General features: G+C 45.0%; 10 protein-coding genes. 9 read left to right on the top strand and 1 reads right to left on the bottom strand.

Annotated features, from left to right (window positions below):
- Positions 1-185 precede the first annotated feature (185 nt).
- The 9 genes from B4G81_RS09565 to B4G81_RS09525 all read left to right on the top strand — a co-directional run bounded on the left by B4G81_RS09565 (position 186) and on the right by B4G81_RS09525 (position 13715).
- Entirely contained in the window at positions 186-1523 is a 1338-nt protein-coding gene (locus tag B4G81_RS09565) for a TolC family protein (protein ID WP_294081921.1), read from the top strand.
- A gap of 49 nt (positions 1524-1572) precedes the next feature.
- Positions 1573-2823, top strand: a complete 1251-nt coding sequence (locus B4G81_RS09560; protein WP_294081920.1) for an efflux RND transporter periplasmic adaptor subunit — start codon at positions 1573-1575, stop codon at positions 2821-2823.
- Between the two features lie 113 nt (positions 2824-2936).
- Positions 2937-5285, top strand: a complete 2349-nt coding sequence (locus B4G81_RS09555) for an ABC transporter permease (protein ID WP_294081919.1) — start codon at positions 2937-2939, stop codon at positions 5283-5285.
- Positions 5286-5299: 14 nt separating this feature from the next.
- Positions 5300-7666 (top strand): FtsX-like permease family protein, encoded by a 2367-nt coding sequence (locus B4G81_RS09550; protein WP_294081918.1) that lies wholly within the window; start codon positions 5300-5302, stop codon positions 7664-7666.
- A 79-nt stretch (positions 7667-7745) separates the two neighbouring features.
- Positions 7746-10091 (top strand): ABC transporter permease, encoded by a 2346-nt coding sequence (locus B4G81_RS09545; RefSeq protein ID WP_294081917.1) that lies wholly within the window; start codon positions 7746-7748, stop codon positions 10089-10091.
- A 61-nt stretch (positions 10092-10152) separates the two neighbouring features.
- Complete coding sequence (locus tag B4G81_RS09540; protein WP_294081916.1) at positions 10153-10827, top strand: ABC transporter ATP-binding protein; 675 nt, start codon at positions 10153-10155, stop codon at positions 10825-10827.
- A 93-nt stretch (positions 10828-10920) separates the two neighbouring features.
- Positions 10921-11058 carry a hypothetical protein gene (locus B4G81_RS09535; protein ID WP_294081915.1) on the top strand — a complete coding sequence of 46 codons (138 nt, stop codon included), beginning with the start codon at positions 10921-10923 and terminating at the stop codon, positions 11056-11058.
- 1 nt (position 11059) lies between these two features.
- Positions 11060-13054 (top strand): ABC transporter permease, encoded by a 1995-nt coding sequence (locus B4G81_RS09530; RefSeq protein ID WP_294081914.1) that lies wholly within the window; start codon positions 11060-11062, stop codon positions 13052-13054.
- Positions 13055-13238: 184 nt separating this feature from the next.
- On the top strand, positions 13239-13715 hold the full coding sequence (locus tag B4G81_RS09525) for a hypothetical protein (RefSeq protein ID WP_294081913.1): 477 nt from the start codon (positions 13239-13241) through the stop codon (positions 13713-13715).
- Here the strand turns inward: B4G81_RS09525 and B4G81_RS09520 are convergent.
- Positions 13696-14754: an alpha/beta hydrolase gene (locus tag B4G81_RS09520; RefSeq protein ID WP_294081912.1), complete on the bottom strand. Its 1059-nt coding sequence runs from the start codon at positions 14752-14754 to the stop codon at positions 13696-13698. The genes B4G81_RS09525 and B4G81_RS09520 overlap by 20 nt on opposite strands.
- Positions 14755-14764 lie beyond the last annotated feature (10 nt).

Genomic DNA, 14764 nt, shown 5'->3' with positions numbered 1-14764 from the left:
ATAAATTCAAAACAGGTTCTAAAATGCAAATGTACTCAAAATATTGTAAAATTATCAACACCCATGTAAAATAATTTTACAAATCCAATAATTTATTATATTGTCAATCTATTCATATACAGTATGATAATTGTTTTGGCACGGTATTGGTTGGTATATTCTAAACAAGAAAGCATCCAATCAATATGAATAAAATTTTTCCCATATTGCTGTTTTTAGTGGTTGCAGGCACCTGGTTGCAGGCACAGGAAAGACAATGGACGTTGGACGATTGCATACGGTATGCGGTAGAAAACAGTCCGAAAATCAACAAGCAAAACGCACAAAATGCTATATACCAGCAAGATTACATGAGTGCTATCGGCCGACTGCTTCCATCGCTAAGTGTCAATACGAATGCCTATTTCAACTTCGGGCGTGGAATCGATTACGATACAAATACCTACATCGATATTAACTCTTTCAGCAATGCCTATTCGCTCTATTCCAGCCTGACACTCTTCGATGGTTTGTCGAATATTTACAGGGTTAGAATGCAAAAAGCCAGTAAACTCGCCGGAAAACAGCAGCTGGAGCAAGAGCGGGAAATGGTAGCGTATGATACCATGGAGTCTTTTTTCAATGTCTTGTATTACAAACGGATGGTACAGCTGGCAGAGGAGCAGGCAGAAGAGAGCGCCAATAACATGAAGCAGGCCAAACGGATGGAAGAGCTGGGGATGAAAGCCAAACCCGACGTGGCGGAAATGGCGGCGAAAGAAGCAGCAGATATCTATAATCTTACACGTCAAAAAAACTTGCTGACCATCGGTATCATACTGCTCAAAGAGAGAATGAATTTTCCGATAGAGGATGAATTGGATATCACGGATGAGCAATCCGACGTGTTGATCGTCAAATCGGGAGAAACGGTGTCGGCCATTTATGAAACAGCCAGGGTGATCAATCCCAGGGCACTGTCTGCCGAGTCGGCATTGAAAGTACAGCAAATGAACAAACGTGTAGCCATGGGGGGCTTTTCCCCGGTCATCTCGATGGAGGCAGGTATATCCTCAGGGTTTGCAAGGTACCTCAACGGAAGTGATTATGAACCCTTTTGGGATCAGCTCAAAAACAAACGGGGGAGTTATGTGGGATTTACATTGTCCGTGCCCCTGTTCACCGGTTTCTCAAAAACGACCAATTATAAGCGGAGTAAGGCGCAGGTGATTATTGCCGAGAGCGAATTTCAGGAAACCCTCCGCACGCTCTACAGTGAGATTGAGCAGTCCGTGGCGGATATGAATGGCCAGGCGGATGCTTACCGGCAGGCTGTGAAACAGCGGGAAGCGATGGAGACCGCACATGAAGCCAATCAAAGGAAGTACGAAGAGGGATTGATCAGCCCACTTGAGTTGCATACCAGTGCCAATCGGGTAGTAGAAGCAAAAGCCGAAGAAATGAATGCGGAATTGCAATACCGGCTCAAAGCGCGGTTGGTGCGGTATTACAACGGAGAATCATTTGTGGAAGGGGGAAAGTGATTAGGTGATTAAGTGGAAAGGTGCTTATTAGTTTTTAGTTGAAAAAATTATGGATATTTTAGTTGAAAAGAAAAAGGGATTGAAGAAGAAACACCTCCCCTACATCCTTGGAGGAGTGGCATTTTTGATAGCTGTTATATGGCTTATCTTCGGCAATCACGCATCGAAATTGAATGTGGAGGGTAACCGCATTTCTATTCAGTCTGCCACACGGGGTGAGTTTAACGACTATATACGCGTCAGCGGGCAGGTACAACCGATCAGTACCATACAGTTGAGTGCCATTGAAGGCGGTATGGTGGAGGCCAAACTGGTGGAAGAGGGAGCAGATGTAAAAAGGGGGGAACCAATTGTCCGCCTGAGTAACCCGATGCTGAGCCTGAACATTCTGGATAGTGAAGCGCAACTGGCCGAGAAACAGAATTTCCTGCGCAATACACAGGTAGCGATGGAACAGGACCGGCTCACATTGAAAAAGGAAAAACTGCAACTCGACCTTGATGTGACCCGCAAACAGCGCAAGTATGAGCAGTACAAGAAACTGTATGAAGAGGATTTGGCTTCTAAAGAAGATTACCTGCAGGCCAAAGAGGATTACGAATTCGCGGTGGATGGACGGCAACTGGTGGTGGAACGCCAAAAACAGGATTCCCTTTACCGTACCGTGCAGATCGACCAGATGGAGGAGAGCTTGCATAATATGCGCCAGAACCTGATGCTGATACGTCAGCGGAGTGAGAACCTCAATATCAAAGCGCCCGTGGACGGGCAGTTAGGTTTGCTGGATGTGGAGATCGGACAGAATATTCCTACCGGGGGACGCATCGGCCAGATCAGCGTATTGTCCGATTTCAAAGTAGAAGCGATGATCGACGAACACTATATCGACCGGGTAAGGACCGGACTCGACGCCACTTTTGAGCGGCAGGACAAAAACTTCGCGCTGCGCGTGCGCAAAGTATTCCCCGAAGTGCGCGACAAGCAGTTCAGGACAGAGTTCATGTTCGAGGGTGAACGGCCCGACAACATCCGCGCCGGACAGACCTATTATATCAGCCTGCAACTCGGACAACCGGTCGAAGCAGTCCTGATACCCCGTGGACCGTTCTATCAGACCACCGGCGGGCAGTGGATCTTCGTCGTCACACCGGACGGAAACAAAGCCGTAAAACGCAGGATCACCATCGGGCGGCAAAATCCCAACTACTACGAAGTAACCAGTGGGCTTGAACCGGGTGAAAAGGTGATCACTTCCAGCTACGAAACGTTTGGTACTGCGGAAGAATTGATTTTGAAATAGATTATAATATGTCAATGTGAATAATGAGATTAATTCCGACAGATTGGGACAGTTGAATTGGCATATTGGCAAATTAATAAATTAGCTTAGGTTCTTGATTCTTAAAAAAGAATATGAAACAAATTGTAAAAAACCTGACACATGCATTCCGCCGTTTTAAAATGGCCAATGTGTTGAATATAGTAGGGCTATCGATTTCCTTTGCCTCTTTTATCGTGATTATGATGCAGGTCAGTTATGACTACAATTTTGACAAGGGAATAAAAGGCTACGAGCATATATACCGTGTAGATATTGTACACGGGGGCGGGCAGAAGCAGGCCGTTATCTCCCGTCCATTCGCTGAGCTTATATTTAAATCATCACCCCGGATTGAAGCCGGAGCAATAAGTAATCCTTTTTTTGGAGGAGAGTTGTTTTTCGGTATCGATAAGGCCGGAGTGATTTCATACTACAAGGAAAAGAGCATATTCGTCTCCCCTTCATTTACCAATGTCTTCCATTTCGATATAGTAGAGGGAGAAAAGGATGTCTTGAATGAGCCGGATAAAGTGCTTGTGCCTAAAAGTATGGCAGAAAAACTTTTCGGAAGCGAAACAGCTTTGGACAGGCAATTAAAACTGTCCGGCAAAAATATTTATACGATAGGCGGAGTGTACAGGGATTTCCCCCGTAATTCTTCCTTACAGAACTGTATATACATTGCCATGCCTGAAAATGAGAATGTAAATAACTGGGGAAATTGGAATTATAATGTATATATCCGTCTCAATGGAAATAACCCGGTGGATACTACGTTGCTCAATGATAATTTCAGGAAGAACCTACCGGAAGATCTGAATATTGATTTCAGCAAAGGTTCGCTCCAATTCACACAATTGCCCGATTTGCATTATACGACCGACGTATTGTACGATAACTCACCGAAATCGAGTCGTCAAACTATCGCGGTACTCTTTGCCATTGCTTTTGTGATTGTGATTATCGCGGCAGTCAATTTTATGAATTTCAGCGTGGCACAGACTCCCATGCGTATCAAAGGGATCAACACCCAGAAGGTATTGGGCGCCACCGACACCGGATTGCGGTTGTCATTGTTGGCGGAGGCTATCCTGATCAGCGTATTGGCTTACTTGTTGTCACTGGCGCTTGTTTTTCTGGTTTCGCGCTCCCCTGTTGCCGATATGGTAGATATGGACATTGCTTTACGGTCATATCCTGTCCTGATCGGTATGACAGCGGCACTGGCCATACTTACCGGCATTTTGTCCGGGCTTTATCCCGCCTACTATATCACCTCTTTCCCTCCGGCAGTGGTACTTAAAGGAAGTTTTGGCTTGTCGCCTAAAGGCAGAAAACTGAGAAATATGCTGATTGGCTTTCAGTTCGTCATCTCACTGGTGTTGATGATGGTGGCAGGATTCATGTACCTCCAAAACCGGTTCATGCAAGACTCTCCTTTGGGGTACGACAAGGACGCGCTCATCGTTACCGATATAAACAATAATATCAATCAAAGCCGTGATGTCTTTACGGAGGAGTTACATTCCTTTTCGGGCATAGAAGGTGTTGCCTATGCCCAATTTTTACTGTCGAGTTCGGAACAATACATGGGCTGGGGGCGTGAATACCGAGGCAAGAACATCCAATACCAATGTCTTCCCGTTGATCCCGATTTTCTCGAAGTAATGGGAATTGATGTCGTCGAGGGCAGAGGGTTCAGGGAAAGTGATAAAGATACGGAAAACGGAGTGTATGTCTTCAACGAGAAAGCCCGCAGTGATTATGATCTGGAATTGAACCACCGGATAGATGATGCAGAGATAGTGGGTTTTATTCCCGACATAAAATTTGCTTCTTTTCGTACCGAAATGGCCCCGATGGCTTTTTATGTATGGGGAACGCAAAATTGGGGAAGATCAGCCAATTATGCCTATGTCAGGGTGAAAGCCGGAAGCAATCTCGGCGCAGCATTGCAGCATGTAAAGGAAGTTTTGGATTCCATCGACCCGGACTATCCGTTCCACGTGCGTTTTTATGACGAGGTGTTGAATCAATTGTATGAAAAAGAACAAAAAATCAGTGCATTAATCACCTTGTTCAGCCTGATTGCCATTATTCTTTCTATGGTGGGCGTCTTCGGCCTGGTGATCTTCGAAAGCGAATATCGACGTAAAGAGACCGGCATCCGAAAGGTATTGGGATCGTCCGTCGGAGAAATACTTGCCTTGCTGAACAAGACATATCTCATCACGCTTTCCGTCTGCTTTGTCATCGCAATTCCGATAGCCTCTTTTGCGGTGATTAAATGGCTTGAAAATTTTGTGTTCCGCACGCCAATCTATTGGTGGGTATTTGTATTGGCGGGACTGGCAGTTTTATTGATCACCCTTGTTACCATAAGTTGGCAAAGTTGGCGGGCAGCAACCGCCAATCCGGTGGATTCACTGAAAACAGAATAAATTAATGGGACAATATGAACAATCTGAAATTAGCATATCGCAACCTGTACCGGAAGAAGCAAAACAACCTGATAAAGATTCTCTCGTTGGGATTTGGTTTGGCCGTCGGGCTGGTACTGCTCTCAAAGGTAAGTTTTGAACGAAATTATGACGATTTCTATCCTGACGCGGATCGTATCTATCAGATATGGACTACCTTGTCCGGCAGGACAAATGATACAGGACTGGATCAATGGGGACAGGTCAGCGGCGCAATAGCTCCCGGCATGAAAGCAGAAATACCGGAAGTGGAAGCGGCAACTCGGTTTACCTATTTGACCGGGGAAAATGCCGTTTTTTCTACACCCGACAAAAAACGGTATAAAGGCACCTTTATCATGGCTGACAGCTGTTTTTTCGATTTGCTTCCCCGTCCGATGATTAGAGGGAATGCCAAAGAGGTGTTGTCGCGTCCGATGTACGCCATGGTCTCGCAATCCACTGCTGAGAAAATGGGAGGCGATGTCATTGGGAAACAGATACAATTAGAAACCTATCCCGGCAGGGAACTGACAATAGATGGGGTATTCAGCGATGTTCCTGAAAATTCCCATCAACGTTATGATGTGGTTGTTTCTCTCAACTCGATGGCCTCCTTCTACAGCTATGACGGACGGGAAAACTGGCTGGGAAACGACCGCTATCGGGGGTATGTGAAGTTGCATCCGGGAACCGATCCTGAAAAATTGGCTCCCTCCGTTCGACTGATGCAAAAGAAGCACCAGGAGATAGAGGAGATAGAGGCTAAAAACGGCTGGACTCTCACTTATGCTCTCCTCCCGTTAAAATCCATCCATAGCGATTCTCCCGAGGTCAAGAGGATGACACTACTGCTTACAATTATAGCTTTCGCACTGATTCTTACGGCTATCCTGAATTATGTACTGATTGTGATCACCGCATTGGTAGGTCGTTCCAGGGAGATAGCAGTATATAAATGTTATGGAGCTGAAAACCGGAATGTGGGTAGTTTAATAATGACCGAGACATTCCTTCACTTTGTCTTGTCCTTGCTACTTGCCGGTTTACTTGTATTCAGTTTCAGGGGAACCATTGAAGAGATGCTTTCTGCATCATTGGGTTCATTGTTCAGTCTCCGTTCTTCCCTCTATCTGGCGGTAATTGCCGTTCTTATCTTTCTGTTTACCGCATTCGCACCCGCATATATTTTATCCCGTATTCCCGTGGCAAGCATTTTTCGGGGTACAGGACAGATCCGGGCAAGATGGAAACTGGTATTACTTTCAGTGCAATTCGCGGCGGCAGCATTTCTTTTTTCGTTGTTGGTCATTGTCAGCAAACAATACAACCTGATGACCAACGATAACCCGGGTTATTCTTACGGGAACGTTTTACATGCCGGCACTTTCGGTGTACCCCGGAATACTGTCCAGACGGCTATAGATCGGTTGCGGCAATTGCCCCAGGTGGCATCAGTAGCAACGGCGAGTATGCTCCCATTCGAGAATATGTCCGGTAACAATGTAATTATACCCGGAGAGGAGCGTGAACTGTTCAATATTGCTGACATGTACTGGGCGGATGAACATTACATCCCGTTGATGGAGATACCCATTGTTGAAGGAAAAGCATTTGACGCCAAGAGTGCCCCCAATGAAGTAGTCGTCAGCCGGTCATTCAAAGAAAAAATGGAAACTATCGCCGGATGGGACGATGTGGTGGGGAAAGATATCATTATTACTGAGCATGGACTGAGCCGGATCGTGGGAGTATTTCCGGATATCCGGCTGGGGGCAATTTCCGATCAGGACACGCGTCCGTCGGTACTATTTTTCAGAAATACCCCAAGTAACAATATTATTATCAAACTTCATTCGATGAACGGAGAGAATATCGAACAAGTCTTCGATCTATTGCAGGAGACCATGCCCGAAAAGGAAATAGCGCTTTCGCCCTATGCCGACAGCCTGGTGAATATGTATTCAGGGGAACGTCAATTCCGTGATGCCATTTTTATCGGAGGATTGATTACCGTGCTTATCACTCTTATCGGGTTGATTGGTTATGTCAACAACGAGATGCTACGCCGCAGGGCTGAAATAGCTATCCGGAGAATTAATGGAGCGACTTTGAGTGACATCTTGGGGCTGTTCATGAAGAGTATCCTTGTTATCGCCCTGTCGGCCTGTGTGGTGGGAGAAGCTGCGGCAGCCCTGGTGGCTTCTAAATGGATGGAGAATTTTACTGAGAAAATCGGATTGTCTCCGTTTTTATTTATCGGATGCGGAGTCATAGTGATATTGTTTATCGAATTGATTGTGGGTATGAATTGTCTGAAGACAGCCAATCAGAATCCTGTCGATTCGCTGAAGAAAGATTGACGAAGTCAATGAGACTGATGAGGAAACAGTGGAAGTTTCGACTTTCATGTCTTTATTCTTGGCTCTTAAAAAAAATGATATGAATATTCTACGATCTTACAAACGTACCCGATTTTTCTTATGGGTAAATATTACCGGGTTGGCCATCGGGTTGGCGGTTTCTATTATGCTGATCCTGTTTGTGGTAAATGAACTGAGTTACGACAAGCATTTCGAGAACAAAGAGCGGATCGTACGCTTGATAACCGTTTGGGAGGGAAATGAGCAGACTACTCATTATGCGATCAATATGCGCAAAGCTTATACGGAACTTCCGGCGAAAATACCCGGAGTGGAAGCGGCTGTTCAACTCTATCAGAGAGGAACGTTAGAGGTCATTCAAGAGAAGGAGCGCTTTCAGAATGTCCGTACTTTATGTGTGGATCCTGAATTTTTCAAGGTATTCCGGATGAAGTTTGTGGAAGGAGATGCCCAAACGGCATTGAGTAACCCCAATTCAATTGTGTTAACACGTCGGCAGGCTGATATTATTTTTGGTGACAGCCACAGCGCGATCAACCAGATACTCAAAATCAGCGACCGGGATTATGCTGTTTCGGCAGTAGTGGAAAATCTTCCGGCCAATACTCACTTCTCATTCGATGCATTGCTTCCCATGAAGTCAATAGATGATTGGATGGGAGGTATGCCGGGATTGGAATTTCTGACCTACTATCTGGTGAGTGCGGATGCATCGCTCAGCGATGTAAGGAGTGCCATCGAAAAAGAATATTCCTCTATCACTACCGCTTTCGGAGAATCGTTCAGTGCGAAAGTTTATGGCAAAACAGATAAACTGACCGATATCTATTTACATTCCGATGGATTCAGCGGTAACATTGGCAGGATGGGAGACATGCGGTTTGTCTGGCTCTTGTCCGGTCTCGCATTGTTTATATTGTTGCTCGCTGTCAGCAACTTCATTAATCTGTTTATCGCACAGGGTGAGACCCGTATGCGCGAGATCGGTATCCGCAAAACGAACGGTGCGGCTATCAGTGATATTGTCAGGCAATTCTTTTCCGAGGTCTCCGGTATCGTATTGATTGCCTTTATCATCGGAGTGGTTCTCACGATCATACTTGCTCCCTATTTTTCGGAATTGATCCACAGGGAGATTGATATGGTCCAGTTATGGAATCCCACTTTTATCCTGTCTGCCGCCGGCCTTTTCATCGTGACCGTTGTTTCTTCGGCGTTTTATCCCGCACTGTATCTGAGCCGTTTCAGCCCGCTCGATATCCTGGGCAAAAGGATGATCCGGTTTTCAAAACGCAGGTTGATGGTGGGTGTAGTGGTTTTTCAATCCATCATTACCATCGTGCTTGTGTCGTTTATCCTGATTGTCAATAGCCAGACCAATTATCTCAAAAATATTCCCCTCGGATATAATCCTGAAAATGTAGTGACTATTCCGATGAATAATACGATTCGCAATAGTTTTGACGCGATAAGACAGGAATTGCTCTCCGTACCTGAAATAAAACAGGTAAGTGGAGCACAGCATACTTTCGGGAGGGGATGCAGCGGACAGGGTATCAGCCTGCTCGACAATAAGGAGGAAAGGCATAGCATCAATGAGTACCGGATCATGCCGGGAGTAGGTGAACTGATGGAATTGCAATTGGTCGAAGGTGATTTTTTCAAGGAAGATGCGCCCGACAGCATTTATCAAGTCGTGCTGAATGAAGCTGCTGTCAAGATGTTGGGGATGTCACCTCCGGTGGTCGGGAAATCTGTAATGTATACATGGGGTATTACTGAAATAGTCGGCGTCGCAAAAGATTTCTGTTATGCCTATCCGGCCGATAAGATTGCCCCCATCGCTTTGAGCAAAACAAATTGGGGAGGTACGATATATATCCGTTTCAGGGAAGGAACCGACAGGAGACATGCGCTCGAAAAAACGGCGGAAGTCTTTCATCAATTCGATCCCGACTTTATAATCAATGCCACCTGGAGTGAAGATATCTACAACCAAAAGTTTGAGACGTTCGCAACCACTTCGAGGGTAATCACACTGGCCTCGTTGCTTTCGATTTTTATCGCAATGCTGGGACTGGTAGCGATACACTTATACACCACCGTCCGCAGGACCAAGGAAATTGGGATCCGCAGGATCAACGGAGCTACCCCCGAAGCAATATTCACCTTATTGACCAGTGATATCGTCAAATGGATTGTGATTGCCGGAATCGTAGCCGTGCCTATTATCTATTATATGGCAACCCACATGCTAAATGAATACAGTAATCATACTTCATTGAACTGGACAATGTTCGTGATTCCCATATTGATCCAATGCATCATCGCCATTCTGGCTACATCGGGAGTGACGCTGTGGGTTTTGCACCAGAATCCGGTGAATGCGTTGAAGAAAGAGTAAACTCTTCCATTCTTCACTTCTAAATTCAAATTTCTAAACTTCTAAAATAAAAGCAACAATTATGATTAAGATTAACGATTTAAGAAAAGTATTCCGTACGGAAGAGGTGGAAACCATCGCGTTGAACAATATCGCCATGGAAGTAAAAGAAGGTGAATTTGTAGCCATCATGGGGCCGTCGGGTTGTGGTAAATCCACTTTGTTGAATATCCTCGGGCTGTTGGACAACCCCACGTCGGGAGAATACTGGCTCGACAGTAAGGAAGTAGGACATCTGAAAGAGAAAGAGCGTACCCAGACCCGTAAGGGTAAAATTGGTTTTGTGTTCCAGAGTTTCAACCTGATCGAAGAGATGACGGTATATGAAAATGTGGAGTTACCGCTTACCTATCTCAAAGTAAAAGCATCGGAGCGCAAGAAACGGGTGGAGGAAGTGCTTCGCCGCATGAATATCAGCCACCGTGCGGGACATTTTCCCAATCAGCTTTCGGGTGGTCAGCAGCAACGTGTCGCCATCGCCCGCGCCGTGATCGCCAACCCCAAACTGATCCTTGCCGATGAGCCGACCGGTAACCTCGACTCCAAAAACGGGAAGGATGTGATGGACCTGCTCACCGAACTGAACAGGGAAGGAACCACCATTGTGATGGTAACCCACTCGCAACACGATGCCTCGTTCGCACACCGCATCGTCAACCTGTTCGACGGACAGATCGTCACCGAAGTGCAGATGTAATTAAACGTTTCCAGCATAGATCTTTCTATCTCGCTGATGTTTGTGATTCAATGAAGAGGTAGCATAGAAATGAAAAAGTGAAGATGAAACAGTTTGTACGCGAAAACTGTCATCAGTGGGTGGGTGTTCCTGTTGTCGGTGATCTTCGCTGTGGTGGCGATGCTTACCGTTGGTTTTCAGATTTGGAAAGCGGCACGCGCCAATCCGGTGGATTCTTTAAAAGGTGAGTAAAATGAATATAACCCCAATTTTCCGTCGTTTAGTAAAGAGCAGGTCTCTGCGTATCGTCAACCTGTTGGGGTTGTCGGTGATCTTCGCCTGCCTGCTCCTGTCGTACCGGTATATCCGCAAAGAGTTGAGCTACGACCGTTTCAACGAGAATGCCGACCGTATGGTGCGGTTATCGATACAATATGACGATGAACCTTTGGACGGACGTCTCTATTTGCAAAACGTGGAATCGGAACTGGAGAAAATTGCTGAGATCGAACAATTTGTATCCATCACCAAAGTCAATACGGCTGTGTTGGCCTATGCAGGTGAACGACGCATCATGAACGACTTTTATGCGGTCTCTCCCAATTTCTTTGAAGTATTCAGCTATCCACTTGCGACAGGCGATCCTTCAAACGTGTTGAAATCGCCGGAGAGCATCCTTGTCAGTCAGTCATTGGCACAGGAACTGTTTGGTGACGAGAACCCCATAGGAAAAGAACTCTCTCTGGAAGGAAGGCGACTGGATTCAAAAACTTATTTTGTAAGTGGTGTATTCGACGATTTTCCCGAAAACTCCCATTTCCATACCGACCTGCTCTTTCACCGGCGACAAGACATACCCGAATGGACTTATGTATATCTTTTACTGAATGATATACGTAACCTTCCAAGAGTAAAAGAACAGATTGAAGCCCATTATGATGCATTCGAAAATCTAACCGAAGAGGTAACGGCCCACCTGATGCCGCTGACCGATATCCATCTCCATAGCCGGGCACAACGGGAAATGGAGCATAACGGAAATATCTATTATATCTATCTGATTGCAGGAGCCAATATCTTGTTGTTAGTAGTGGTATTGTTCAATTTATGGTTGAACCACAGCCTGCTATTCTCTTACAACAAAAGATATTACCGGCTATTGAGGCTAAATGGTGCCGACGCTTCCACTATCCTCTATAACGAATCCATACCGGCTGTCCTGATTGGTTTACTCTCTATCCTGATCGGGGGAATTGCAGCCTATTATCTGGCGCCCATACTTCATTTCCCAACGTTCCGGTTTCTCTCTTATGGAACAATCGGGCTGGCACTCTGTTTTTTGGGGCTTACGCTATTTGTGTCGCTTATCCCCGTACTGGCAAGCATTTCTTCTACGATGTTCATCAGTACACGCGATAGCCTGAACCCTTCTCGTTTCTCATTCTCCAATATCCGGTATATGCTTGTAATACAATATGCAATTGTGATATTTATCGTGATTATTTCATTCGGCATATCGAAACAGCTTAATTTGATAAAAACAACACAAGTAGGCGGCAAAACGGAGAATATCCTTGTGATGGAAGAACAGCCCGATGATGTAATCGATTATATCAGCAAAGGTACCATCTGCGGCGTAACCGATGATTTTACCTATATCAATATCTATGAAGAGTCTATTCCCCTGTTCATCATGCAGCGGCAACTGTTCCGGCATTGTTTTATGTTGAAATTCGCGCCGGACAAACAGGAAGAAGGATTGAGGATATTCGATGAAGTATGGAATAAAGTAAATCCTGATTACCCGCCCAACTATAGTTTTTTGCAGGATGTATATGGGACGGTCTACCGTAATGAATTCAATGCAGGACGGCTTGTCAACCTGTTCTCGCTATTATGCCTTGTTATCGCCAACCTGGGGCTGGTTATCTTTATGGCATTTATCGTCAAGCGGAGACGGAAGGAAATTGCCATCCGGAAAGTGAACGGAGCGCAACCCGGGCAGATCATCCGGATGCTGAATAGGAGTTTTATCTACCGCATCCTCTTCGCTTTTGTGATTGCCTCGCCGCTCGCCTGGTGGGTCATGCAACAATGGCTTGCCAACTTCGCCCACAAAACCTCACTCGACTGGTGGATATTTGCACTGGCAGGCATTGCCGTACTGTTATTTTCTGTGGTTTCCGTATCATGGCAAAGCTGGCGGGCATCCGTCCAAAATCCGGCTGAAGTGGTGAAAAGTGAGTGATGCAACGTAACTTTTTTCTTCCGTCGAGGTGAGGATTTTTAATGAGGAGTTTGACAAAGATACTGATAGACTTTATTCCCATTTCTGTTTTGCATGATTATAGCAGATAAAATTACCTGTTTACAATGAGATAAACAGATTTTCAACAGATATCAATGAGAGCTATCACACCTATCTGGACAGTGTGGATGCAGATGTTAAAAAAGGATCTATTACTCCCCTGTTGGATGACAGTGCAAAATTTCAATTTCTGGAAACAATCGATAAGGATGCTTTTTCTGCCATCTGGAGAAAGAGCTTGTCATATATCCCTTGGGAATCACAATGCAGAAAGTATCTTGAACTGAATTTTGAAGGAAAATATAAGAAATATCTGCAAGAGACAGGCAAATCTGACGATCGTTATGCCGGTATATACGAAGACTTGAATATGTCCGGTGATTTCTCCCCTGCGACTGTTGCAGAGTTTTTAAAGAATCACCAGGGACTTGATTTCACACTTTACAAGCACCGTTTATGGGCTACCGTATTCCTTCTTAGGATGGCTGAACCTCTTGAAATACCGGACGATCTCAACAGTAGGGTAGTATTATCTACGGATAAACGGGTTTATGAACTTTCTGCACTTCCCGAGAAAAGACCTATTTTAAATGCTCTTTAAAGAATATTTCCAACTTGTCGAATGGAATTACATCTACGTTGTCGTATAAATCCACGTGAACGGCATTAGGGATAATCATTAGCTCTTTTGGTTCGGAAGCATTTTTATAAGCATCTTCACTGAAATAACGTGAGTGTGCTTTTTCCCCTGCAATCAGTAACATGGGTCGTGGCGATATTTCTTTGATGTAAGTTAAAATCGGCATATTCATAAACGATAATGCATTGGTAGCATTCCACGCACCTGTCGAGTTTAGAGAGCGTTCGTGAAATCCTCTCGGTGTACGGTAATAGTCGTAGTATTCTTTTACAAATTGTGGTTCATCGCCTTTCAGCTTTTCGGGGTTTAATACTGCTCCTGCATGGAATATTCCCGCTTCTGCATCTTTCCAACGTTGCTCGCCCAATTGCTCTAATGTTTTGGTACGTTCTTCCAAAGTAACTACATCGTTATAGCCTTTTGACATTACTCTTGTCATATCGTACATGCTTGCTGTGGCTACGGCTTTTATACGCTTATCAATAGCAGTGGCGTTTAAAGCAAAGCCAGCCCAACCACAAATACCAATAATACCTATTTTATTTCTATCAACAATTTTTTGTATTCCAAGAAAATCAACTGCTGAACTGAAATCTTCGGTATTGATGTCGGGAGATGCAACGGCACGAGGTTCACCACCGCTTTCGCCTGTATAGGACGGGTCAAAAGCCAATACCACAAATCCACGTTCTGCCATTTGGTTAGCATATAGCCCCGAAGATTGTTCTTTTACAGCTCCAAAAGGCCCGCTAATAGCCAACGCAGGCAAAGCTTCGTTGCTACGACTTTTGGGACTGTATAAATCGCCTGTCAATGTTATCCCATAACGGTTGTTAAAGGTTACTTTTTGGCGTGTTACCTTATTGCTCAACTCAAAAGTATAGTGTTCTGTTTTTGCTGTTTCTTTCATATTTTCTACATTTTGATTGTTTATACTTTGTGTGCAGGACTGCCCTAAAAACAGAAGGCTTGCAACTGCTAAATTTGATAATCCTTTCATTTTTTCTGTT

The organism is Proteiniphilum sp. UBA5384, from assembly GCF_002410825.1.
Classification (GTDB): Bacteria; Bacteroidota; Bacteroidia; order Bacteroidales; family Dysgonomonadaceae; genus Proteiniphilum.
The sequence above is the reverse complement of the archived record's forward strand: the minus strand, read 5'-3'. Positions and strand labels throughout refer to the sequence as shown.